The sequence below is a fragment of the Nocardia sp. NPDC049220 genome, assembly GCF_040647855.1.
Lineage (GTDB): Bacteria > Actinomycetota > Actinomycetes > Mycobacteriales > Mycobacteriaceae > Nocardia.
In genome coordinates, this window is record NZ_JBEZDA010000011.1 from 1 (window position 1) to 21911 (window position 21911).

21 protein-coding genes are annotated in these 21911 nt (G+C 67.0%); 13 read left to right on the forward strand and 8 right to left on the reverse strand.

From position 1 onward, the window contains the following. Positions 1-119: 119 nt before the first annotated feature. The 3 genes from AB0C34_RS21965 to AB0C34_RS21975 form a co-directional block, all read right to left on the reverse strand. Entirely contained in the window at positions 120-1295 is a 1176-nt protein-coding gene (locus tag AB0C34_RS21965) for a ubiquinol-cytochrome c reductase iron-sulfur subunit (protein WP_357076365.1), read from the reverse strand. A 91-nt stretch (positions 1296-1386) separates the two neighbouring features. Further along, positions 1387-2250, reverse strand: coding sequence for a cytochrome c (locus tag AB0C34_RS21970; protein WP_357075914.1), 864 nt, complete (start codon positions 2248-2250; stop codon positions 1387-1389). A 61-nt stretch (positions 2251-2311) separates the two neighbouring features. Further along, complete coding sequence (locus tag AB0C34_RS21975; RefSeq protein WP_357075917.1) at positions 2312-2923, reverse strand: heme-copper oxidase subunit III; 612 nt, start codon at positions 2921-2923, stop codon at positions 2312-2314. A 203-nt stretch (positions 2924-3126) separates the two neighbouring features. Here AB0C34_RS21975 and AB0C34_RS21980 point away from each other — a divergent pair, with 203 nt between their 5' ends. Both AB0C34_RS21980 and trpD read left to right on the forward strand, forming a co-directional pair. Continuing rightward, positions 3127-3582: a hypothetical protein gene (locus AB0C34_RS21980; RefSeq protein WP_357075920.1), complete on the forward strand. Its 456-nt coding sequence runs from the start codon at positions 3127-3129 to the stop codon at positions 3580-3582. 50 nt (positions 3583-3632) lie between these two features. Beyond that, a complete protein-coding gene (gene trpD, locus AB0C34_RS21985) occupies positions 3633-4694 on the forward strand; it encodes an anthranilate phosphoribosyltransferase (RefSeq protein WP_357075923.1) in 1062 nt (353 codons plus the stop codon). A 30-nt stretch (positions 4695-4724) separates the two neighbouring features. Here the strand turns inward: trpD and AB0C34_RS21990 are convergent, their stop codons facing one another. Together AB0C34_RS21990 and AB0C34_RS21995 are read right to left on the reverse strand one after the other, a co-directional pair. Further along, positions 4725-5000 (reverse strand): Lrp/AsnC ligand binding domain-containing protein, encoded by a 276-nt coding sequence (locus tag AB0C34_RS21990; protein ID WP_357075926.1) that lies wholly within the window; start codon positions 4998-5000, stop codon positions 4725-4727. Positions 5001-5005: 5 nt separating this feature from the next. Beyond that, positions 5006-6895, reverse strand: coding sequence for a DEDD exonuclease domain-containing protein (locus tag AB0C34_RS21995; protein WP_357075929.1), 1890 nt, complete (start codon positions 6893-6895; stop codon positions 5006-5008). Between the two features lie 589 nt (positions 6896-7484). Between AB0C34_RS21995 and AB0C34_RS22000 the strand changes: the two genes are divergently transcribed. The 11 genes from AB0C34_RS22000 to AB0C34_RS22050 all read left to right on the forward strand — a co-directional run bounded on the left by AB0C34_RS22000 (position 7485) and on the right by AB0C34_RS22050 (position 18119). Beyond that, positions 7485-8057, forward strand: coding sequence for a C40 family peptidase (locus tag AB0C34_RS22000; protein WP_357075932.1), 573 nt, complete (start codon positions 7485-7487; stop codon positions 8055-8057). A gap of 256 nt (positions 8058-8313) precedes the next feature. Continuing rightward, positions 8314-9339 (forward strand): NlpC/P60 family protein, encoded by a 1026-nt coding sequence (locus AB0C34_RS22005; protein ID WP_357075935.1) that lies wholly within the window; start codon positions 8314-8316, stop codon positions 9337-9339. Positions 9340-9370: 31 nt separating this feature from the next. Beyond that, the gene (locus tag AB0C34_RS22010; RefSeq protein ID WP_357075938.1) at positions 9371-10414 is read left to right on the forward strand and encodes a hypothetical protein; all 1044 of its coding nucleotides are present in this window, start codon (positions 9371-9373) and stop codon (positions 10412-10414) included. 282 nt (positions 10415-10696) lie between these two features. Further along, a complete protein-coding gene (locus AB0C34_RS22015; RefSeq protein WP_357075941.1) occupies positions 10697-11824 on the forward strand; it encodes a glycosyltransferase family 4 protein in 1128 nt (375 codons plus the stop codon). A 29-nt stretch (positions 11825-11853) separates the two neighbouring features. Beyond that, entirely contained in the window at positions 11854-12237 is a 384-nt protein-coding gene (locus AB0C34_RS22020; RefSeq protein ID WP_357075944.1) for a polyketide cyclase / dehydrase and lipid transport, read from the forward strand. Positions 12238-12276: 39 nt separating this feature from the next. Beyond that, positions 12277-12714, forward strand: a complete 438-nt coding sequence (locus AB0C34_RS22025) for an SRPBCC family protein (RefSeq protein WP_357075947.1) — start codon at positions 12277-12279, stop codon at positions 12712-12714. A 23-nt stretch (positions 12715-12737) separates the two neighbouring features. Next, on the forward strand, positions 12738-14021 hold the full coding sequence (locus AB0C34_RS22030) for an ArsA family ATPase (RefSeq protein WP_357075950.1): 1284 nt from the start codon (positions 12738-12740) through the stop codon (positions 14019-14021). Beyond that, entirely contained in the window at positions 14011-14424 is a 414-nt protein-coding gene (locus AB0C34_RS22035) for a hypothetical protein (RefSeq protein WP_357075953.1), read from the forward strand. The genes AB0C34_RS22030 and AB0C34_RS22035 overlap by 11 nt, the downstream gene beginning before the upstream one ends. Continuing rightward, positions 14421-15431 carry an ROK family protein gene (locus tag AB0C34_RS22040; protein WP_357075956.1) on the forward strand — a complete coding sequence of 337 codons (1011 nt, stop codon included), beginning with the start codon at positions 14421-14423 and terminating at the stop codon, positions 15429-15431. Before AB0C34_RS22035 ends, AB0C34_RS22040 begins: the two co-directional genes overlap by 4 nt. Before the next feature lie 196 nt (positions 15432-15627). Continuing rightward, on the forward strand, positions 15628-16353 hold the full coding sequence (locus tag AB0C34_RS22045) for a lysophospholipid acyltransferase family protein (protein WP_357075959.1): 726 nt from the start codon (positions 15628-15630) through the stop codon (positions 16351-16353). A 488-nt stretch (positions 16354-16841) separates the two neighbouring features. Continuing rightward, a complete protein-coding gene (locus AB0C34_RS22050; RefSeq protein ID WP_357075961.1) occupies positions 16842-18119 on the forward strand; it encodes an FAD-binding oxidoreductase in 1278 nt (425 codons plus the stop codon). 644 nt (positions 18120-18763) lie between these two features. On the opposite strand, the gene AB0C34_RS22055 is transcribed toward AB0C34_RS22050, so the two are convergent. From AB0C34_RS22055 to AB0C34_RS22065, 3 genes are all read right to left on the reverse strand, one after another. Beyond that, on the reverse strand, positions 18764-19060 hold the full coding sequence (locus AB0C34_RS22055; protein ID WP_357075964.1) for a hypothetical protein: 297 nt from the start codon (positions 19058-19060) through the stop codon (positions 18764-18766). Between the two features lie 1022 nt (positions 19061-20082). After that, positions 20083-20499 carry a cytochrome c oxidase subunit 4 gene (locus AB0C34_RS22060; protein ID WP_357075967.1) on the reverse strand — a complete coding sequence of 139 codons (417 nt, stop codon included), beginning with the start codon at positions 20497-20499 and terminating at the stop codon, positions 20083-20085. Positions 20500-20513: 14 nt separating this feature from the next. Beyond that, positions 20514-21605 carry a cytochrome c oxidase subunit II gene (locus AB0C34_RS22065; protein WP_357076368.1) on the reverse strand — a complete coding sequence of 364 codons (1092 nt, stop codon included), beginning with the start codon at positions 21603-21605 and terminating at the stop codon, positions 20514-20516. Positions 21606-21911: the final 306 nt, after the last annotated feature.

The following is a 21911-nucleotide window of genomic DNA, read 5'->3' on the forward strand; positions in this document are numbered from 1 at the left end:
GATCTCACCCAACAAGAACGACCAATGCGTCGGAAAGACCTTGTTGATCGACCGCTTGACGAACGCCGCGGCACGATACCGCTCATCCGCCTCATCGGCTTGAGCTGCCACAGAAGGACTCATGAGCGACGCTCCCAGTAGGCCGGGCCGAGCGGCTCGATGAAGTCGCCGTTGGCGACCAGGAAACCCTCAGCGTTGACAGTGATCGGCAGCTGCGGCAGGGCGCGAGCGGCGGGACCGAAGACCGGCTTGCCCCACTCGGTCGCTGAGAACTGCGACTGGTGGCAGGGGCACAGAATCCGGTTGGTCTGCTGCTCGAACAGCGAGGTCGGGCAGCCGAGGTGGGTACAGATCTTCGAGTAGGCGAAGTAGTCGCCGTAGTTGAAGCTCTCCTGGCCCTTGCGCTTGATCGCCTTCTGCGCGTCTTCGGTGCGCAGGCGGATCAGCATGACGGCGTTGCGGATGCCGCGCAGCGACTCCAGCGTGGCGTGCTCGTCGCCGCGCCACTTCTCTTTCCATGGAAACACCGTCTCCATCGCACCCGCGTCCAGATCTTCGGGACGTACAAGCAAGACGTCGTCCGGACGACCGGTGTCGCGGCGGATGTAGATGGTCTCGCCCGGGTAGTCCGGGGTCCAGCCCGAGACCCACAGGGGCGACTTGGCGCCCTTGGCCCACGGGTTCTTGATCATGCCGCCGACGAACACCAGCAGCGCGCCGACGCCGAGCACACCGACGCCCGCACCCGCGGTACGGGTGATCATCTTGCGCCGGCCCAGCGTGGAGGTCTCCAGCGCGTCCTGCAGCTCGGCGACCAGGGTGCGGCGCTCGACCTCGGGCGACGGACCGTCGTGCCGCTGCTGGATGGACAGCTCGGCGGGAATGAACAGCTTGCGGATCAGCACTACCGCGACACCGATGACCAGCACCGCGACACCGAGGGTGATCCCGATCAGCGGGGTGAACAGGGAGTAGGCCTGATGCCCCTCCTCGTCCGCGCCCTTGAACTCCCACGGCCAGAACAAGAAGACGCCCACCAGCGCGGCGGCCGCGATACCGGACACGGCGAACCAGAAGGTCACCGCGCGCTCGGCCCGCTTCTCGGCACGGGTGCCGGGGATCGGGAAGCGCTCACGCCGGTAGGCGACCTCGACGTCGTCGCGCTCGGTACCGAGCTTCACCAGCTCGGCCTGCGACATCGCGTCCAGTTCCGCCTCGGTGGGCTCCGCCGGAGTGGTGTGTGCCGACTGCTCTTTCGACGGCTCAGCGTCGTGGCCCTCGTCCGGCCGACCCATGTCGTCTCGCTCCTTATCGCTCATGCCTGCACCTCGCCGGCGCGCGGCTCCGGCACGAGCAAGTGCTCGGCGGTGACCATTGCTCGCTCGCTCATGACCTCGATCCGATCCATATCGCGGCGCCGACGACGAGCGTGATACCGACCACCCAGATGGCCAGCCCCTCGGTCGCGGGACCGAATCCGCCGAGGTCCCAGCCACCCGGGCTGTGCTCTTCGGACGCGTTCTTGACGTAGGCGATGATGTCGCGCTTCTCCTCCGAGCTCAACTGCCGGTCGGAGAATTTCGGCATGTTCTGCGGGCCGGTGAGCATCGCGGTATAGATCTGCTGCTCACTGGCCGGTTCCAGCGGTGGCGCGAACTTACCGGAGGACAACGCGCCGCCGCGTCCGGTGAAGTTGTGGCAGGACGCGCAGTTCATCCGGAACAGCTCCGAACCGCGGGCGATGTCGGAGCCGCGCAGCGACTCCTGCGCGATCTCGCCGTTCGCGTCGCGCGCCACGGTCGGGCCGCCGCCGTTGGCCGCCACGAACGAGCTGAGCGCGTCGGTCTGATGTGCGTCGAACTTCGGTGGTTTGCGTTGCGCCTGGGCCTCGTTACGGGCCATCGGCATCCGCCCGGAGGACACTTGGAAATAGACCGCCGCCTCACCGACACCGATCAGGCTGGGACCGCGGTCCGAGACACCCTGCAAGTTCGCGCCATGGCAGGTGATGCAGGAGGTGTCGTAGAGTTGCTGGCCCTCACGGATCAGCGCCGACTGGTCCTCGTGCGCGGTCGCGCGTTGCGGATCCGGCGTCAGCGCCGATGCCAGGAAACCTGCTCCGACGAGGCCCACCAGCAGCGCAAGTCCACCCGCGATACGACGGCGAACGCGGCGCTGCCTGCGCGTCCTGCTGGCCTGGCCGTTCCCGGGGCTCGCGGGCTCTGGCGCTGATGGGGGAGATGAACTCATCTGTGTCCCTTTGGAGTAGACGGAACCGACTTGTGCAAAAGCTCGAGGCGTCTCGCCCGGCTCAACGGACGAAGTAGATCGTGGCGAACAGCCCGATCCACACGATGTCGACGAAGTGCCAGTAGTACGAGACGACGATCGCCGCGGTGGCCTGCGCGGGAGTGAACTTACTGACCTTGGTGCGGGCCAGGAGGAACACGAACGCGATCAGACCACCGATGACGTGCAGACCGTGGAAGCCGGTGGTGATGTAGAACACCGAGCCGTACGCGCTACCGGCGATCGAGGTGCCCTCGTGCACCAGGTTCATGTACTCGTAGCCCTGTCCGCAGACGAACATCGCGCCCATGATCAGCGTGACGACATACCAGCGGCGCAGGCCGAAGACGTCACCCTTCTCCGCGGCGAACACGCCCATCTGGCAGGTGAACGACGACGCGACCAGAACGGCCGTGACCGGCACGGCGAGCTTCAGGTTCAGCTCGGTCGGCTCCGGCGGCCAGTTTCCGTGCGCCTGCGCGCGCGCGACGAAATACATCGCGAACAGGCCGGCGAAGAACATCAGCTCGCTCGACAGCCAGATGATGGTACCGACGCTGACCATGTTGGGCCGGTTCAGCGAATGCACACGCTGAGTAATGGCCGATCCTGGGGTCCCTACTGCGGTCGTCACGGGGGTAAGTATGACTCGTCGTAGTACGACAGGAGTACTCGGGTTCGAAACTTGTCTTCCGGTGTCGGAAAACACACGGGGGGACGAGCTCTCGACCGGGCATCGGCGGGTAAGTTCCGCCCGCTGACGGCGCGTCTTGCCGGGATCGCGGTGTCGGACGGACGCCGCACGAGCATGGCAGGCGAGAGTAAGGAGAAGCTGAGATGGTGGCAGATGTGCTCGCACGAGTGTGGCGGCGAGCCTTCCGGCGGGGCCGGTCGGCAACACTCGACCCGAGCCGGGCGGATCTCGTGGTGGTGGCGTCCGGTTTCGACGACGCGGAGGCGTGTTCGACGGCACTGGCGCGGGCGACCGCGCTGACGCCGGAAGCCCCCGCAGTGCTGCGGCATCATCTGCGCATCCCATCCCGGCATGTCGAGACCGTGTGCGCGATCGCCGCGCAGGACGGATACGCGCCCGCGCCGAGGACCGTCCGGCCGGGCTCCGCGGAGTCGCCGGAGTTGCAGACCGTGGTCCTGCAGCGGGTTCAACTGCTCGATGCCCTGCACTGCGCGCAGGAGCGCTCGCGCATGGCCGGTCTCGCGCAGCGCCACGACGGCCACGCCGACGGCTGGGATGCGCTGCAACCGAACCCTCGGCCACAACGTCTCGCGGATTAGGCTGCTTCCCGACAAACTGGTGCGCGAACCAGTGTGACGGGAGAAGTGGTATGAGTGTGCGCAGCTGGCCCCAGGTGCTCGGAACCCTCGCCGATGGTGGCGACCTAGCCGCGGACGACACGGCATGGGCGATGAACGAGATCATGTCCGACAACGCCACCACCGCGCAGATCGCCGCATTCGGCGTCGCGATGAAGATCAAGGGGCCGACCGCCGCAGAGTTGACCGGCTTGGCCACCGGCATGCTGGCGCACGCCCGCCTGGTTCGGATCGACGGCGACGCCGTCGACATCGTCGGCACCGGCGGCGACCGCTCGGGCTCGGTGAATATCTCCACGATGTCCTCGATCGTCGTGGCGGCGGCCGGGGTTCCCGTGGTCAAGCACGGTAACCGGGCAGCATCGTCCAAGAGCGGCGGCGCCGACGTACTGGAGGCGCTGGGAGTGAAACTCGCGCTCGGACCGGAGGCGGTGGCGCGATGCGTGCAGGAGACCGGCATCGGATTCTGCTTCGCGGCGGCGTTCCATCCCGCCCTACGGTTCGCCGGTGCCGCGCGCAGCCAGATCGGTATCCCGACCGTGTTCAATGTGCTCGGGCCGCTGACCAACCCAGCGCAGCCACGGGCGGGACTGGTCGGCTGCGCATTCGCCGACCTGCTGCCGGTGATCGCGGGCGTGTTCGCCGAGCGCGGCGCGAGCGCCATGGTGGTCCGCGGCAACGATGGACTGGACGAAATCACGACCTCCGACACCACCGAGGTGTGGGTGGTGTCCGACGGACGGATCCGCGAGACGGCCATCGACCCCACCCGGATCGGCATCCCGCGCGTCGACCTGGACGCGCTGCGTGGCGGCGATGCCGAGGTGAACGCCGGTATCGCCCGTGACATGCTCGCGGGCTTCGGCGGTGCGGTCCGCGACGCCGTGCTGTTGAACTCGGCCGCCGCGATCGTGACGTACGACTGGTCGCGCGGGGCGGGTGACCCGGAGGCGGATCTGCACGAGGTCCTCGCCGCGGGCATCGAACGCGCCGCCGAAGCGATCGACACCGGCAAGGCGGCCGAGCTGCTCGACCGCTGGGCGAAGTTGACACAGACGCTCGGCGACAACTGACACGCAGCGCTCCCACCGAGTCGCCCGGAATCACTCCCCGAGCGAGAAACCTGCTTCCATCTCGGCGCGCGAGTACGACTTGAACGCAATGTGGGTCGTGGTGCGCAGCACGCCGAGAACCTTGTCGATCCGACCGGTCACCACCTGGGCGATCTGCTCGTGGTCGCGCACCCGCACGATCGCGATCAGGTCCACGTCACCCGCGCAGGAGTAGACCTCGGTGACGCCCTCGGTGTCCGCTACCGCTTGCGCGGTTTCGGGGATGCGGCCGTTGTCGGCGTGAATCATGACGATCGCGGTAATCATGGTGCTCAGCCTAAGCGCTCGAGATATGCCTGCTCGGTGGGTCGGGCGCGAGCCGCCGTGTCGGCCAGCACGGCCCAGCTCAGCCATCGGGCCGCGCTGTACATCTGCTCGCGGTACCCCTCGGTGGTGCGTACGATCCGCACCCCTGGCCGCGCCAGCCAGCGCACGGCCAGGGCTACTTCTTCCGAGGGGGCTCCACGCAGAGGTGGAGCGTTCACCAGCGACGGTGTGTGCTCGGCCACGCCGACGTGCGCGGGTACCGATCCCGCTGACGGGTGCGGCCCGGGCGGCGGCATCTCGGAGTGCGACGGCCGCACCAGATCCGCGAACTCGTTGTCGGCTTGCGGTAAACCACCTGCCGGAACGACAGTCTCGGCGGCCGCGACTATCTGTTCCACGATCGGCATCGGTGCCACACCCCGTGCCGCGGTACCGGAACCAGCAAGCCGGCCGTACCGAACGACCGCGAATTCCCAACCGCCGTCGCCGTCGGGATGTGCGGCGATCAGTTCCGCGATGCGCGCTACCGCGGCGAGTCGCTGGGTACGGTGCAGCGCGCGCACCACCGCGACGGCTCGGTCACGCAGCCGTGCGGCGGCCTCGAAATATTCTGCGTGTGAGTAGCTTTCGATTCGATCGAACATGGCCCGCAGCGGCGCGTCGCAGCGCCCGGCGAACAGTGCCCGCACGAGCGCGGGCGCGGGTGCGTACTCCGCCATTCCCAACGGCCTCCCGCCCGAGCCTGCCGGGCACCCGCCGACAATCGCGGACGGGCAGTGGTGGACCCCGCGCCGGGGCAGCCGCCTTGTACAGGTACGCAAGCCGGTGAACTCGGCGATGATTACACCCAGATCCGCGGCGTCGTTGCGGGAGCTGAACGGCCCCAACGCATCCCGGCTCGGCTCTCGAACGACCGAGAACCGCGGGAACGGCTCGTCGGTGAGGGTCAGCCACCAAGCCCGCTTCGGAAACTTCGACCGCCGGTTGTACGGTGGCGCGTGCGCGACGAGCAGTCGGAGTTCGCGTACCCCAGCCTCCAGTGCGTGCGCACAGACGACGTGGTCGACCCGAACCGCCAGCGACACCATCTCTTTCATCCGGCCCCTGGTTTCCGAGCCGGTGAAGTAGGTGCGAACTCGGCGGCGAAGGTTCACCGCTGTCCCTATATAGAGGACTTCGTCGGAAGGCCCGCGGAACAGGTATACGCCGGGCATCGCGGGCAGTTCGGCCGCGAGGGAGCGCTTGGCGCGTTGCCGGGGCGTGACATCGGGCAGGTAGTCGAGCAACTCGGTGAGACTGTGCACGCCTTGATTGCCGACCCGGCCGATCAGCGCGTGCAGCACATCGACCGTGGCGCGGGCGTCATCCAGAGCGCGGTGGGTCGGCTGTGTGGTTGCGCCGAGCAATCGCGCCAGCGTGCTCAGTCGCACCGAGGGCGCCTCGTCGCGGCCGAGCACCCGCCGGGCCAGTTTTACCGTGCACAAGACCTGCGCCGCGGGCCACGGGGTGTCGCACTGTGCCGCCGCGGCCCGCAGGAACGCCAGGTCGAATCGAGCGTTGTGCGCGACGAGCACAGTTCCGGCGGCGAACTCCAGGAAGCCGGGCAGAACCGCCTCGATCCGCGGCGCGGCGTAGACCATCGCGGTGGTGATCCCCGTGACGTGCACGACCGCGGGCGGAACCGCCCTTCCCGGGTTGACCAGAGTCGCGAATTCGCCGAGGACCACACCGCCACGCACCTTCACCGCTCCGATCTCGGTGATGCCGTCGGCGCCGGGGCTGGTCCCGGTGGTCTCCAAGTCCACAACCACGAAGGTGGTGTCGTAGAGGGGCGTGTCGAGATCATCGAAAGCCAACTGCTGGGTGGTGGCTTTGCGCGGCGCGGGGTCGGACACGGCGTGCAGCCTAGAGCCTCGGTCCGACAGGAACTGGGGCGCGATTTATTCCCCGAATGTTCGAATTACACATTGGTGATTTCGCTGAATTACCCGCGAAATGATCTAGAAGCGTCAATTGAGACGTACGTCACATGCGAGATAACAGAGCATCAAATGCTCGGGCGAGTCCTACGGAGCGCGCAGCACTTTTTGCGATGCTGCGATCAGCCCTGACACGGCGACCCCATACCCAGATCACCACCCATGACCTCGATCGATTCCCTGCGTCGACCTGGGGAAAAATCGATGACGCGACATGAGGTGGCAGACGACCAGGTTGTGCGCACCACATCCCGACGACACCGGCCGACACCGAGAAAACGCCGCCGTTATCTTTTCGTGATTGCCAGAGACGCATCTCACATCACTTGTCCGCACAATTAGTTGCTCGCGCGCATTTCAGATTCCGTCGGCTTTACAAACAACCGTGATTGGTTCGTAACCTTTTCGAGACCTCACGGAGTCCGGCACACCGAACGGTGCGACGCCGACGAAGTCCGCGGCACCACCGGGTGCGGCGTCGTGAGGCAGATCGGGAGTAAGCATCATGACGACCAATGCCGTCAAGCGACAGGCACGACGCGCCATTGCCGCCGGGGCCGTCGGCGCTGCCACCATCGGCGCGTTCCTCTTGCCCGCCGCCCCCGCGTCGGCCCAGCCGGTGACCATCCCCGGTGTGGGAACCTTCGAGGTCCCGAACGAGGTCCAGATCCCCCAGGGCGTTCCGGGCATCGAGTTGCCGCAGCTAACTCCACTCCCGTTTCTCGCCCCCCAGAAAAATGTCGGTGAGGCCGCCCTCGACGCAGCCATGAGCAAGCTCGGCGCGCCGTACGTCTACGGTGCCGCCGGCCCGAACTCCTTCGACTGCTCCGGCCTGGTGCAATGGTCCTACCGGCAGGCGGGCAAAGAACTCCCACGCACCAGCGGCGCTCAACTCGCCTCCGGCACCCCGGTATCGGTGGACGCCCTTCAGCCCGGCGACCTGGTCTCCTTTTACGGCGGCGGCCACTCAGCCCTGTACGCGGGCAACGGCAACATCGTGCACGCGTCGACCTCCGGAACACCTGTGCAGCTCGCGCCGATCTCCTCGATGCCCATCGCTGGCGCCCGCCGCTTCTGAGAAACCCGTGTAGGGTCGCGAGCCGCGGGCTTACCGCCGCAGCGGGCGCGTGATCGTTTCGTTCTCTAACTGGACATCGACCTACGCCGTTCCGTAATCTAATCGAGATCTTCCTCAGGGTACCCGGGTTTGCGCACCGCAAACCTCGGCATCACCGGAAGTCTCTGCGTCGGTTTCACGAGAGATAGCTTCACGAGAGAACGGGGCACCGCGGGCCGTGGCTGTACATCACCGGAGACTCCGCACGAAACGTCTGGTGGGCGGGACGCTTGCGGCCGGAGTCCTGGCTACCGCACTCTGTGCTGGCAGTCCCGCCGGAGCGGATCCGGTCGCGTTACCCGGGTCGGCGACCGACGCCGTACAGCAGATGATCGACCTCTCCCATCAGTCCGAGCAGCTCAACCAGCAGGCGCTCGCCGCGCAGGACGATCTCGACGCCAAACTCGTTGTCCAGCGCGCCGCCGACGCCAAGCTCGGCGCCAGCACCGACATGGTGAACCTGGCCCGCGACGAGGTGCGCAGATACCAGCCGATCATCGACCGTACGGCGATCGCCGCCTATCAGGGCGCCCGCACCAACCGCTTGTTCGCCGTGCTGGTCAGCGACTCACCACAGCAGCTGCTCGACCAGATGTCCACGCTGGATGTGCTCTCCGCACAGACCGCCGAGCAGCTCGACCATTACTCGAAGGCCACCGACGCCGCGACCGCGGCCGAATCGGCCGCACGCGCCGCCGCCGACACCGCCCGCATGGCCGCTCAGAAGGCGGACGCGGTACGCGGCGACCTCGAGCACAAGCGCAGCGAACTGGGCGGCGCCATCGCCCAAGTGGTGCAGGCATGGAGCGCGCTGTCCACCAAAGACAAGTCGGCACTGGCCGGCTCCCCGTTCCCATCCGGTTTCGACCGCGACACCCTGCTGCAGGGCCTCGTTCCCGGCAGCGGCACCAGCGCGCTGGCCGCCGGACTGACCCGCGTCGGCGACCCCTATGTGTGGGGCGCGACCGGTCCACAACAGTTCGACTGCTCCGGCCTGGTCCAATGGGCGTTCAAGCAGGTCGGCAAAAACGTACCGCGCACCAGTTCGCAGCAGGCCACCTACGGCACGCCGGTCGCCAAGAAGGATCTACAACCCGGCGACGTCGTCTTCTTCTACTCCGACATCTCGCACGTCGGCATCTACGCGGGCAACGGGCTCATGTTGCACGCTTCCACGTTCGGTGTCCCCGTCGCCGTGGCGCCGATGGACTCGACGCCGTTCCATTCGGCTCGGCGATTCTAGACATCGTGAGCGAGCCAACCACCGGCGTCGCATGACCGCACACCACAGCGCCGAACAGCAGCGCCCAGCAGCCGTGAGCAGCGTGCGGCGCTTGTTCGACTGGTGGTCGGCACGGCGGCGATTCGAGTTCTGCCTGACCGTTTCGATGGTGATGGTGCTGAGCGGGATCTGTGTCGCCCTGCTCATGCTGCCGAACTGGGTGCTGCCGAACATGCGTGCCACGCCGCCGGCCCCGATCGATTCCGTCGGCCAGGTGGCGGCCACCGATCCCCGGCTGACCGAAGTGCGCCGCATCGTCGAACCATTCGGACCGGTCATCGCCCGCCGGGTGCCTACCGGCGACGGACAGCAGTCCCTGGTCATCGGCCATTCCCCGCAGCAGACCGACATCGACATCCTGCAGCGCGAACTCGCCGCCGCGACCGCCGCGGTTACCGACGTCTGGGGCACGGACTGGGCGCAATCTACACTCGTGGTCGTTGCCTCCTCCCCCGCGGAATTCGCTGCTCTCGTTCGCGCGGCCGCTCTCTTGCCAACCGAAGTCGCCGCCGCATCGGTTGCCGACCCCTTCCCACCGGGTACCCGGCCCAGCGGACAACGCGTGGTCTTCAGCTCCGACGCGGGCCACCGACTCGACCCAGCGGGTCTGGCGACCCTCCTGCGCCACGAACTCACCCACATCGCGGCCCGCGCCCAGACCGCCGACGGCGCACCGCTGTGGATGGTGGAGGGATTCGCCGATTACATCGCCCACCATGACCAGGGCCACCGCTTCGCCGACATCGCCCCCACCGTCACCGCACACGGGCGGGTACACGATCTGCCACCAGAGCTGCCCACCGACACCGAATTCTCCGGCCCCAACGCCGCGTTCACCTACGAAAAGGCCTGGTCCATCTGCGCCTTCGTCGCTGAAAAGTACGACAGCTCCCGCCTGGTCCAGCTCTACCACCGCATCGCCGCGGCCAAGCAGAACCCCGCCACCGAGGACCGCATCCTGCGTGATGTCCTTGGTACCACCCGCACCGATTTCCTCACCGACTGGCACTCCTGGCTCATCGCCCGCACAGCCTGAGTCCCGACCGAGGCATCCGGCCCCGCACATTCCCGGCCACCCGACATCCAACCAACAACCGGACCGACCCACACCACCCTGAACACAACAAATAGCCCACTCACCACACCCACTCACCCGTCGAGTGCGAGTCCTACGAGCACCGTTCGCGGTCCCGCTCGCGTCCGAGCGGCCGCCGCGCCCGCGACGAAGTCGCATGCGGTCGCTCGGACACGAGCCAGAAAGGGCCGCGAACCCGCAGCGCCGCAGGCGCTGCAAATCCAACACAGTATTTTGTTGCACATGGCCCGAACTCTGCTGGTTACCAATGATTTCCCGCCGCGGCCGGGCGGTATCCAGTCGTACCTGCAGGCGTTGGCCGGCGAACTGCCGCCGGATGACCTGGTGGTCTACGCTCCGCGCTGGCGCGGTGACAGCCATCTGAAGTTCGATGCCAACCAGAAGTTCCAAGTGGTTCGGCACCCCACCACGCTCATGCTGCCGACCCCGTTGGTACTTCGCCGTGCCATGCGCCTGCTGCGCAGCGAGAGGTGCGACACGGTCTGGTTCGGGGCGGCGGCGCCGCTCGCAGTGATGTCGCCCGCGCTGCGTCGCGCGGGGGCCGAACGCATTCTGGCCAGCACGCACGGCCATGAGGTCGGCTGGTCGATGCTGCCCGGTGCGAGACAGGTGCTGCGCGCTATCGGCGAGCACACCGACGTGGTCACCTACGTCAGCCGTTACACACGCCGGCGGTTCGCCTCCGCGTTCGGTCCGAACGCCGCGTTGGAGTATCTGCCGCCCGGCGTGGACTCCGAAGTATTTCGACCGGATCAGGCGGCGCGTGCGGAATTGCGGCACCGCTACGGCCTGGGCGACCGTCCGACGATCCTGTGCCTGTCTCGACTGGTTCCGCGGAAAGGGCAGGACGCTCTGATCGTTGCCATGCGCGACGTCCGCGAGCGGGTGCCGGGAGCGAGGCTGGTGATCGCGGGCGGCGGGCCGTTCGAGGACAAGTTGCGTGGGCTGGCGGTCGCCGTGGGCGTCACCGACGATGTGGTGTTCACCGGCCGGGTCCCGTCCGGCGAGCTGGCGGCGCATCACACACTGGCCGATGTCTTCGCTATGCCGTGTCGGACCAGGGGCGCGGGTCTGGACGTTGAGGGCCTCGGCATCGTCTACCTGGAGGCGTCCGCGTCCGGGGTTCCGGTGGTGGCAGGCAATTCCGGCGGTGCGCCGGAGACGGTGATCGAGGGCGAGACCGGTCGTGTGGTGGATGGCCGCTCGGTGCGACAAGTCGGGGATGCGCTGGTGGAGATCCTGTCCGATCGGGATGCCGCGGCCCGGATGGGTGCGGCAGGTCGTGCGTTCGTGGAGCAGCAGTGGCGTTGGGACCGATTGGGCGCGCGCCTGCGACAGCTGCTGCGGTGATCCGCGCCGCATCCATTACGCTCAGCGGAGTGAGCAGTATCCAGGTCGCAGATCAGACCTTTGTCGCCGCCTCGGGGTCCGCCGTCGCCGACCTGCTGACGGGACCGAACAATTGGCGCCGTTGGTGGCCGGATCTGACTTTGGATGTCCGAGAGAACCGGGGCGACAAAGGAATCCGCTGGTCGGTGCGCGGCGCACTGACCGGGACCATGGAGGTGTGGTTGGAACCCTCGATGGATGGGGTGATCCTGCATTATTTCCTGCACGCCGATCCGGAGCCCGCACTGCCCGCGGGCAGACTCGCCGCGGCCAACCGGGCACGCCGGGTCGCGGGCAAGACCATGTCGTTCGAACTGAAGTCCCGGCTGGAGGCCGGCCGGCCGGCGGGTGTCGCGCCGGCGCAGGTTTCTTGACATCCCGTGGCACCGACGCTGAAAGGAATCGCCGTCCGCATGGCCGACAGGACCCAGAGGTCGATCATCATCGAGGCCCCGTCGCAGCAGGTGATGGCCGTCATTGCCGACCTGGAGTCCTACCCGGAGTGGGTATCGGCGGCGAAATCTGTCGAGGTGCTGGAGAGGGGGCCTGGTGGCCGGGCCAAGACCGCGCACTTCGTGCTGGACGCCGGGGTGGTGAAGGACAACTATGTGCTGTCCTATACCTGGCGCGGCGACGACAAGGCGGTTAGTTGGACGCTACTGAGCGGTGAATTGCAGAAAGCGCAAGACGGGACCTACGAACTGATCGATCAGCCGGACGGTGGCACCGAGGTGGTCTACACACTGACCGTCGATTTGACGATCCCGATGATCGGCATGTTCAAACGCAAGGCGGAGAAGGTGATCACCGACACCGCGCTGAAGGAACTGAAGAAACGGGTCGAAGGCTGACCGCGCACAAGACCCGGGTCGAGTTGTTCATCGGCAAGGGTGGGGTCGGCAAGACAACGCTGGCGTGTGCCGCGGCGATGTCGGAGGCCCGGTCGGGTCGCCGTGTGCTGATCGCCTCGCTAGATCAGGCGCATTCCCTCGGTGACGCGCTCGGCTTCCGCTTTCCGCATGATCCGGGGACGGTGAGCGGTGTCGCGACCGTTCTTCCCGGTCTCGACGTGATCGAGGTGGATTCGCTGGCGTTGCTCGAGGACCGGTTCCGCGAGGTGGTACGGATGATCTCGACCGGTCGTGGGCATGAGCACGGTATCGATGTCGCTGCTCTGGACCCGGCCGAGCTCACGGGGCTACCCGGTGTACAGGAACTGTTGATGCTGGTCGAGATCGCGCAGTTCGCCGCGGAGGACGACTGGGATCTGATCGTCGTCGACTGCCCGCCGTCGGCGGACATGTTGCGCATCATCACCGCGCCGGACACCCTGCTCGGCTATCTCGAGCGGATCTGGCCGCCGCACGCGCGGGCGATGAGTGCCGTCGGCACCGATCTGCACCGCGCCGTGCTCGCGGCCGTGGTCGAGCGGATCGTCAAGGCGGTCACCGAGGTTCGTGATCTGCTGGCCGACCACGTGCGCACCGGAGCGTGGCTGATCACGGTCGCCGAAAGAGTGGCGGTGGCCGAGTCCGAGCGGGTGCGTTCCGCCGCGGCGCTGCTGGGCGTGCGACTGGACGCCGTGGTGGTGAACAAGGTGCTTCCCGAGGTCGCGCCGCCGACCGGTCCGGTCGAGGCGCAACATCCCGCAGTGCACTGGTATCTGAACCGGCACGGCGAACAGCTGGACGTGATCGCCGAATGGCGGGGCAAGATGCCAGGTGTTCCCGTGGTGATCGCGCAGCACACCGGGCCGGAGCCGGTCGGGCTGAGTTCGCTGGCCGCGCTGTCGTACGCGGTGGGCTCGGCACGGAGCACCGGCGCCGCCACGCTTATGCTGGGCGACATTCAGACGGAGGTCGACGCGGTTTCCGGCGGACCGGTGGTTCGATGGGAATCGGGTGCCGGGTTGCAGTCGGTGTACGCGTTGCGCATGCACCTGCCCGTAGTCGACGCCGCGACGCTGCGCCTTGGCCGAGTGGAGGACGATTTGATCGTGGGAGCGGATGGTGTCCGGCGCCGGGTGCGGTTGACGCCGGTGTTACGGCGATGCGCGGTCGACGGCGCGGAGTTGAACGACGGCTATCTGGTTGTCCGCTTCCGTCCCGACCCCCTGGTTTGGTCGCACGCACCCGAAAGCCACGAACATGACCGCTGACGCACACTCGCGTACGGGCGAGGAAAGGGTGCCGGATGAGATCGCCGAACTCGTGGCAGAGCTGAAACTGCTCGCCGAGGCGGCGTTGGAGCGGGTCGAGCCGGTGCTGCGCGGCGCAGCCGAGGAGCGGACCGAATGGACGAGTTGCAGCTGGTGTCCGGTGTGCGCTGCCGCGGCATTGGTGCGCGGCGAGCACCATGAGGTGCTCGCCGCGGTCGCCGAGCACGGCACCGCGATCGTCACCGTGCTGCGTGAGGCGCTGGCGGGGGCGCCGGTCGAGCCGGTGCTGCCACCGGACGTCGACCCGGAACCCGGTGTGCCGCATCGGCACGCTTCGCGCGAGGATGCGGGCGATCGCGCACGTCCCCGTTACGTAGACATCCCGGTGACGATCCATCCATGACGCACCACATGACCGATGCGCGAGCGCTGACCGTCGGAATCGACGTCGGCGGCACCAACATTCGTGCCTCCGTGATCGATGGTGGTGGCGAGGTGCTCGACACCGTGCAGGCGCCCACCCCGCATTCGGCGCGAGCGCTGGAGGACGCGCTCGACCGTGCCGTCCGCGAGTTGTGTCGCAGGCATCCGATCAGTGCGGTGGGACTTGCCGTCGCGGGATTCATCAACGGCGACCGCTCGACCGTCCGTTTCGCCCCGCATCTGCCCTGGCAGGACGCTCCGGTCGCGCAGCGACTCACCGAGCGCCTCGGACTGCCGGTGATCCTGGAGCACGACGCCAACGCGGCCATGTGGGCCGAGTATCGGTTCGGCGCCGCGGCGGGTGGGAACAATGTGGTGCTCATCGCGATCGGCACCGGCATCGGCGCAGCCCTGCTCATCGACGGCCAGTTGTATCGAGGAACGCACGGTGTCGCACCGGAACTCGGCCACCTACAGGTGGTTCCGCAAGGACGAGCGTGCCCGTGTGGCAAGCGCGGATGCTGGGAGCGGTACTGCAGCGGTACGGCGTTGGCTGACACCGCCATCGAGATGCTCGCCACTGACCCGGTGCGCTCGGTGTTGGCCAAGGATGTGCTGCGTGACCCGGGCTCGCTGACCGGGCGGCGGGTCGCGGGCGCCGCGCAGGACGGCGATCCGCTCGCGGGGCGGGTGCTGGCCGACTTCGCCCGCTGGCTCGGGCTCGGGCTGGCCTTTGTCAGCGATATCTTCGATCCGGATCTCGTGGTCATCGCGGGTGGGGTCAGCAGTTCGGCGCCGCTGTTCTTGGACGAGGCACGGGAGGAGTACGCGCGAGCGGTCACCGGCGCGGGACACCGTCCGCTGGCTCGGATTCGGACCACGCAACTGGGCGAGGCGGCGGGGATGATCGGCGCGGCCGACCTCGCCAGGGCGGCGCTGCCCGCCGGCGCTCGGAAATCCGCACGCGTGGCGCGAAGCAGTCCTTGATCGCGCGGCGGCCGTTGTCACGGCGCGGCGGGACCTCGTCGCCATTGGCCGACACGCCGTCGGCCGTCGTCGGTCGTCGTCGAGACCGAACTGTGGTGAGATTCGCCTCTGCGGTTGGATGTGATCTTGCACCAGCGGTAAAGTCGGCAATTGACGCAGGTACCCGCCACTATCCCGGTCCCGGGGGAAGGACGTCATGTTCTACTGGCTGCTGAAGTTCGCGCTGCTGGGACCGTTCATTCATCTCTACAATCGGCCCACGGTCGAGGGTGTGGAGAACATTCCGGCGGACGGGCCGGCCATTATGGCGGGTAACCATCTCTCCTTCGCCGACTGGCTGTTCGCGCCGTTGCTGAGCCCTCGGCGGATCAACTACCTCGCCAAGGCCGAGTACTTCAATACCCCGGGCGTCAAAGGCCGGTTCCAAAGGTTCTTCTTCAGCGCCTCGGGTCAGTACCCGATCGACCGCAGCGGCGCCGACGCAGCCGAGGACGCGCTCAACGCGGCCCGCAAGTTGCTCGACGAGGGCCGGCTGGTCGGTCTCTACCCGGAGGGCACCCGCTCGCCCGACGGCCGCCTGTACAAGGGCAAGACCGGGATGGCCCGGCTCGCACTGGAGACCGGTGTGCCGGTGATCCCGGTCGCCGTCACCGGCACCAACGAGGTCAGCCCGCCCGGACCATTCCGCTGGCGCCGCCGCAAGGTCACGGTCAAATTCGGCAAGCCGATCGACTTCTCCCGCTACGAGGGCATGGGCGGCAACCGCTTCGTCGAGCGCTCCGTCACCGACGAGGTGATGTACGAGCTGATGCAGCTCGGCGGCCAGGAGTACGTCGACGTCTACGCCGCCAGCCTGAAGAAGGGCGTGCCGAGCGGCAACCGCCCCCGGGCGGCGCGGATTCCCGACACTGCGGCGAGCTGACCGGCGCCTTCCACCAGGCGACCGATACGGTGCGGACCGAGTGTGTCGAATCCGGTCGACGACCGATCCGAATAGTGCGACATACGCTGATTCCGACACGCTCGGATCCTGTGCGGCGTCACGCATGTCGCACGAACGCGCTCGATCCTCGACCTCGGCCGGGCGACGGCCGGTGCGGTCGTCGACCAGCCGGTGCACGCCGCGCGGTCGGGTCTGCGGGCCGCTGAAGGCCGGCGCACTCGGCCCGAACCCACTGGACGGAACCCTCGACCCCGAGGCGGTGTCGTGCATGCGTTGTCGGCAACAGTTGCCGTTGGATATCTTCCGCCATTTCGGCGAGATGCGTATCCGCGGGAGTCGAGCGAACCGACCGTTGACCTGTACGACTCACACGGATCCGTGCTGTCGCGCGAGCGCCTTGCGCCCGCGGTCCGATAACCCGGATTCGGGTGCGCGGCACGGGCCGCGCTGTGGTTAGCTTTCGTGCCATGAGCACGCCGCAGATTGTCTCCAACGCCGAAGAATTTCTCCCCCGGGATACCGCCGATGTCGTTCGCACGATTAGGGATTCACGCGGGCGATCGGAACGGCTGATGGTGCGCGGCGGCGAACTGATCGACGAGGGTCTCACCTTGCCCGCCCAGCCGACCGTGGTCTCGCTGCGCCGGATGAACCAGGTGCTGGACATCAACCTGGGCAGGCGCACCGTCCGAGTGCAAGCGGGCGCCAAACTGTCGGACGTCGACCGCAGACTCGGTGCGCATGGGCTCGGCCTGCCCATTGTCGGCGACCACCGCGACATCACCGCGGGCGGCTTCGCGTCGGTCGGCGGCGTCAGTGCGGCCTCGCACAAGTACGGCCTGTTCATCGACCAGATCGTCGATCTGGAATACGTGGACACCGACGGGCGGATCGGCACCTGCGGCCGCACCCACCACACCGATCGGTTCCAGCGCATCCTGGGTGCGGGCGGACGCGCGGGCATCATCACCGCGCTCACCCTGGACGCGATCGAGGTCGACAAGGCCCACACCTGGCTGACCACCACCGCGGACCGGTTTCTCGACTTCGACTCGTTCGTCGAGCATGCCTACGCCGAGATCGCGCGCCCGGGCACGTCCGCGCTGCAAGTCGGTCGCTGGGTCGACACCGCGCCGCTGAAGGTGGCGCGCCCGGTCGGCACCGGCCATGTGCAGCTCGGCACCGTACGTTTCGGGCAGTGGTCGAGCTTGTACCCCACCGCGCCCACCAGGGGGCTGCGAGCCCGGCGCGAGGTCGGGTCGCGCGCACGGAAATCGTTGGGCGCCATCGCCTCCGCCGCGCCAGGCAAGGCGGGCATGCCGGTCCGCAATGCGGCCGCGGGCGCGGTGATGTTCGCGCCCAAGGTGCAGACCCTGCGCGACGCCGAGTATCTGGCCGACACGGCGCTCAGCTCGTCCGAACGTGGTCCGGCCTACCGGGTGGGCATTTTCGCGCCCCTGTCGAGCTATACGTCGGTGTTCTACCGCGTACACGATCTGTTCGCGGGACATCGGGAACGCTCCGGCTGCTTCACCGTCATCTCCGCGATGACCTATGGCGTGCGCTCACGCCACCTGCGCGCGGAATCGGCGGCACGTGGCCTGTCCCCCGAGGACTACGGCCTGATCACGTTCACCTGCCGCCTGCGCCCCACCGCACTGCCGTCGGGACTGCTGCGTGACATCGTCTCCGGTATCGAGGAGATCTGCCGCTCGGAAAACGCGTTGCGTTACGAGAGCGAGTAATCTCCAGCAATCCGGGCGCAGGGGATGGATGTCCCCCACCGACCCCTGTGCTGATCGATGCTCGTATGAGCATGCACCATCGGCGGTGGGGCCTCCCGGCGAGGCAGTCTGCGTCCAATCGACTCGCTCAGGCCATTCGGCCTCCAGGTGTTACTCTCCCAGATCTGCTCGGCGATGCAGCTCGCTGGCAATGACATCGGAGCAGGCGGGCAGGACCACGGTCTCGGTGTTCTCGACACTGATGAGGTAGCGGCCGTGGGCCGGATCGTCGTCTCGGATATCTATCCAGCTCACATAGGAGGGCGGGTGTGGCCTTGGGCGTGCGGGTAACGTTGCACTCGTAGGTGCCCCTCCGCGGTGCGGGGCAGACTCAGCAGAGTCCGGATACGTTCTTCACCTGGACGTTCGCGATCGGATGACGATCTCCACGAAGTGGGTGGTTGTTCACCGCGAACGCGCGGTGTGTAACCGATCAATCGGCCCGCAGCGCCAGCGGGCGCCGCAGGCATGGTTGCGGCGATGTGCAGTCCGAGGCTCTGCCGCTGCGTGACGACCAACTTGATATCTGCGCCGAAGTCAGCTCTCGTGCCGGATCGTTGGAAGAGAACAACGCCGAGGCTGCCCACCGCAGACCGTTTGCGTTGTCACCGGCCCGCGCCCTCGACTCCGTCATCAATGATCGGGCCGGTACCGGAGATCGTGAATACCTGCGGTTCGCTCTCGGCACCGTCCGGATTGTCGTCCATCACCGGGCCATTGCCGCTGATCGTCACCGTCTGGCGTTGGGCATATGCGTCTGCGTCCGCGGTCGGATAGGCATCCATCGGCCTGGCATCGGGGCTCTTCGCGGCGGCCGGAGTGTCACCGGAGCCGGTTGATTCGGCATCACCGATATGTACCCGATCACGGCCTGTGGTGACGTTCTGCGATCTGCCCGCCACTTCGACAGGACCGGGAGCATGCAGACGTGTTTGGTCTAAACCGGTGTCGTCCATGGGGCGCGGGGCGGATGGGGTTTCTGGCGACGCTGCTGGCTGCACTCCAGGCGTCGGCCGGTAGTCGTACGTGCTGGGCACGGCGTGATCTGGTGGTCGAGTCCAGGACGGGGAGGTTCGACGCGGCGCAGAATCCAGGCTGGAGTCGCCCATACGCCCGACGCTGGCTTCATAGTCGAATTCGGCGAACTGATCGTCGCCGATAACGCCGACTGCGCTATCGATACCCTCGGTCCAGTCGGAATGCACCCGCCGGAGGTAGTCGGGGGACTCGTGTGTTACTTCGTCGTCGTTCTTTCGAGTTCCAGCAGCGGGACTCATCGGTCCCATAGGTGTCCCCGTTCCCCCACGCAGGCCAGCCGAACCACTTGTGCCAGTAATTGTCACTGGCCGCCCTGAGATCGGCGGGGCGGGAAGTGCGGAGCCAGGCCCGCCGGGGCCGAGACCAACGCTGCCTGGACTCCCGAGCCCGGCCCGCCTGGCGAGAATCCCGGTATGCCTGGAATGCTCGGTGCCGGGCCGAGCCCGGCAGGTGTAGTTGCGTTGCTCGGCGTGGTATTCGGTTCAGGGAGGAGCCCTTCGGGCAGTTCGAGCCCAGAGGGGAGGGTCGGTGCCTCGGTTGAGGCGCGGCCTGTACTGGTGGGTCCGCGCGGATCCTGCTCAGGTGCTTCACTACCACAGCCCACTGCCGAAGATCCGATTGAGGCCGATCAGGTTGAACGTGGATAGATTCGCAAGATCGGAATAGCTCTCGAACCAGAACTCCTCCGAACAGTGATCACCGCGAAGTCTGCGGTCTTATTGTTCGAACAGAATCGGCGACATCGCCGCGGTGGCGCCGAGTTCACATCCCGGTCGTGGACGGCTCCACACCGGGACGTCCACGATCACACCGACAACGGTTTCTTCCCGTCGATCCCCCGCGGTCCGACCCACGTCTCCGATGGGCCTCGCGGTAGATCGTCAGTTCAGTGTTTTTCCGGGCCGAGGTAGTACTCGAACACCAGACCCGCAGCCGCGACCAGGATGCAGACCACGCCGATGCCGATCAACCAGAACTGGAAGAACGCCAGACCGAGTGCGGTCACCGAACCGGCGGCGGCCAGGGTAATGGGCCAGAAGCTGCCGGGCGAGAAGAAGCCGAGGTCACCGGCACCGTCCACGATCTCGGCGTCCTCGTAGTCCTCGGGACGCAGATCGAGCCGGCGTGCGACGAAGCGGAAGTAGGTGCCGATGATCAGCGACAGGCCCGCGGTCAGCACGGTGGCGGTAGTACCAGCCCACTCCACGCCGGTGCGCGACTGGCCGGTGAAGAAGCCGTAGACCACCGCCACGATGATGAAGAACACCGTGAGCAGTTCGAAAATCCGCGCTTCGATCTTCATGTCAGATCAGTTCCTCACTTGCTCTCGGCCGCGGCCGCGCTCTTGGTGTCGCGCTTGGTGTCGAACGGCGTGGTGGAGGTGGCGACAGGGGACTCACCGATAGACCCGAGCGCCTCGGCATTGGTCTTGCCCGCCTTGCGCGCGTCCAGGTACTTGGTGAACTTCTCCGGCGAGACCGCGCGGACCTCGAAGTTCATCATCGAGTGGAAGGTGCCGCACATCTCGGCGCAGCGGCCGACGAACGCGCCCTCCTTCTCGATCTTGGTGATCTGGAAGACGTTGTCGGAGTGGTTTTCCTTCGGATTCGGCATCACGTCGCGCTTGAACAGGAACTCCGGCACCCAGAAGGCGTGCACCACGTCCGCGGCGGCGAGCTGGAATTCGATGATCTTGTTGGTCGGCAGAACCAGAACCGGAATCTCGGAACTGGTGCCGATCGTCTCGACCTTGTCGTAGTGCAGGTAGGACAGGATGTCGTTCTCCGGCTTGCCGTGCACCGGGCCCGGCTGGGGGTGACCGTCCTTGGTGCGCTCTTTGTACTCCTCGAGCTGCTCCTGGTTCGCGGCCTCGCGCGTGGTGTCGATGCCGTCGAACTTATAGCCGTCCTTGAAGTCGACTTCGCGGTAGCCGAACTTCCAGTTCCACTGGAAAGCGGTCACGTCGATCGTCACGTCGGGGTCGGCCACCTTGTCGTGCACGTAGTTCTGCACGACAACGGTGAAGTAGAACAGCACCGCGATGATGACGAACGGGATGGCTGTGTAGGTCAGCTCCAGCGGCACGTTGTAGCCGGTCTGCCGGGGGAACTCCGGCGAGTCCGCCTTCTTGCGGTGGAAGGCGACCGTCCAGAAGGTCAAACCCCAGACCAGGACGCCCATTGCCAGCGCGGCGATGACCGACCAGGTCCAGAGCTCCCGCATCCGGGTGGCCTGCGGCGTCACACCCGAGGGCCAGCCGAACCTCAGCCAAACATTGTCGATCGAGCAGCCCGAGACGAGCACCGCGGTGATCCCCAAGGACACCGCCAGCCCGGCCCGTCGAAGGATGCGGCCCTGCCGACCCCGTGCGGGTCGTGCCCCGATCACTTCGCTCGCCTTGTGCGCCACGCTCACGCCTTCCTGGTCGCCACACATTCCGACAGTGCATTGTCAGGGCTGCGATCGACCTCGACAATGCATCTTCAGCACGTTTCAGGGCCCCTCCGGGCCGGCGCGACAGCGCACGGGTCGCCTGAGAGAGACCTGAGTACTACGCAGCGTAGACCAAACGGACGGCTGGTCCGTCGTCGGGTCGGATTCGACGCCCCACCCGACCGTGCCGGGGTCACCGCCACCAGCGTGTCCGGCCCGGACGCGGTGCGCGTGCCACGCGGACCCGGTGTGTGCGGCATACTCGGACACTAGATTTCATCC

Excerpts from the sequence above, each read along its gene's own strand:
- AB0C34_RS21965 (WP_357076365.1), bottom strand. The coding sequence starts at position 1,295 with ATGGGTCGGCCGGACGAGGGCCACGACGCTGAGCCGTCGAAAGAGCAG.
- AB0C34_RS21970 (WP_357075914.1), bottom strand. The coding sequence starts at position 2,250 with ATGAGTTCATCTCCCCCATCAGCGCCAGAGCCCGCGAGCCCCGGGAAC.
- AB0C34_RS21980 (WP_357075920.1), top strand. The coding sequence starts at position 3,127 with ATGGTGGCAGATGTGCTCGCACGAGTGTGGCGGCGAGCCTTCCGGCGG.
- trpD (WP_357075923.1), top strand. The coding sequence starts at position 3,633 with ATGAGTGTGCGCAGCTGGCCCCAGGTGCTCGGAACCCTCGCCGATGGT.
- AB0C34_RS21990 (WP_357075926.1), bottom strand. The coding sequence starts at position 5,000 with ATGATTACCGCGATCGTCATGATTCACGCCGACAACGGCCGCATCCCC.
- AB0C34_RS22000 (WP_357075932.1), top strand. The coding sequence starts at position 7,485 with ATGACGACCAATGCCGTCAAGCGACAGGCACGACGCGCCATTGCCGCC.
- AB0C34_RS22010 (WP_357075938.1), top strand. The coding sequence starts at position 9,371 with ATGACCGCACACCACAGCGCCGAACAGCAGCGCCCAGCAGCCGTGAGC.
- AB0C34_RS22015 (WP_357075941.1), top strand. The coding sequence starts at position 10,697 with ATGGCCCGAACTCTGCTGGTTACCAATGATTTCCCGCCGCGGCCGGGC.
- AB0C34_RS22025 (WP_357075947.1), top strand. The coding sequence starts at position 12,277 with ATGGCCGACAGGACCCAGAGGTCGATCATCATCGAGGCCCCGTCGCAG.
- AB0C34_RS22035 (WP_357075953.1), top strand. The coding sequence starts at position 14,011 with ATGACCGCTGACGCACACTCGCGTACGGGCGAGGAAAGGGTGCCGGAT.
- AB0C34_RS22040 (WP_357075956.1), top strand. The coding sequence starts at position 14,421 with ATGACGCACCACATGACCGATGCGCGAGCGCTGACCGTCGGAATCGAC.
- AB0C34_RS22045 (WP_357075959.1), top strand. The coding sequence starts at position 15,628 with ATGTTCTACTGGCTGCTGAAGTTCGCGCTGCTGGGACCGTTCATTCAT.
- AB0C34_RS22050 (WP_357075961.1), top strand. The coding sequence starts at position 16,842 with ATGAGCACGCCGCAGATTGTCTCCAACGCCGAAGAATTTCTCCCCCGG.
- AB0C34_RS22060 (WP_357075967.1), bottom strand. The coding sequence starts at position 20,499 with ATGAAGATCGAAGCGCGGATTTTCGAACTGCTCACGGTGTTCTTCATC.